Origin of the sequence: Pseudoalteromonas sp. NZS127 (genome assembly GCF_015864805.1) — a bacterium.
GTDB classification, from domain to species: Bacteria; Pseudomonadota; Gammaproteobacteria; order Enterobacterales; family Alteromonadaceae; genus Pseudoalteromonas; species Pseudoalteromonas nigrifaciens.
Map to the genome: position 1 here is coordinate 1 of NZ_JADYWN010000063.1, position 816 is coordinate 816.

The following is an 816-nucleotide window of genomic DNA, read 5'->3' on the forward strand; positions in this document are numbered from 1 at the left end:
CCACCTATATTCAGTCAAAGTTTCACGTGCTCCGACCTACTCGATTTCACTTAAAATGTCTTTTCATGTACGGGACTATCACCCTGTATCGTGGCGCTTTCCAGCAGCCTTCCATTAACACGTAATAAGCTTAAGGGCTGTTCCGATTTCGCTCGCCGCTACTTTCGAAATCTCGGTTGATTTCTTTTCCTACGGGTACTTAGATGTTTCAGTTCTCCGTGTTCGCCTCGTTAACCTATGTATTCAGTTAACGATACCTGCAAGCAGGTGGGTTTCCCCATTCGGAAATCCTAGTCTCAAGTGCTTTTTACTAGCTTGACTAGGCTTATCGCAAGTTAATACGTCCTTCATCGCCTCCAACTGCCAAGGCATCCACCGTGTACGCTTAGTCACTTAACCATACAACCCAAACGGGTCTTTGTTGTGTGACAGTTTAACTTCGCCAGAAGTCAATATTGAATACTAAAGTAGATACCAATCAATCAACTCATAAGAGTTAACTAAATGGCACTGAATGGTACTGCTACCATTCTTTTTTTACTTTTGAAAACTCTTGATAAATACAATGTATTCATCAGAATTTTATTATCAGCTTTTCCAAATTTTTAAAGAGCAAGAGAAATAAAAACCTCTCAAAATTAAACACACTTCATTCTCAGGTCGTTTATGACCCGATAAAGAATATTTATTTTTAAGAAGTAAAGTGGTGGAGCTAAGCAGGATCGAACTGCTGACCTCCTGCGTGCAAGGCAGGCGCTCTCCCAGCTGAGCTATAGCCCCACATATGCTGGTCTTACTGTTTGTATACCGACTTTG

General features: G+C 41.2%; 1 tRNA gene and 1 rRNA gene. Both read right to left on the reverse strand.

Annotated features, from left to right (window positions below):
• A 23S ribosomal RNA gene (locus tag I6E78_RS18425) occupies positions 1-399 on the reverse strand; the annotation flags it as partial.
• Positions 400-704: 305 nt separating this feature from the next.
• Positions 705-780, reverse strand: a tRNA-Ala gene (locus I6E78_RS18430).
• Between the last annotated feature and the right edge of the window lie 36 nt (positions 781-816).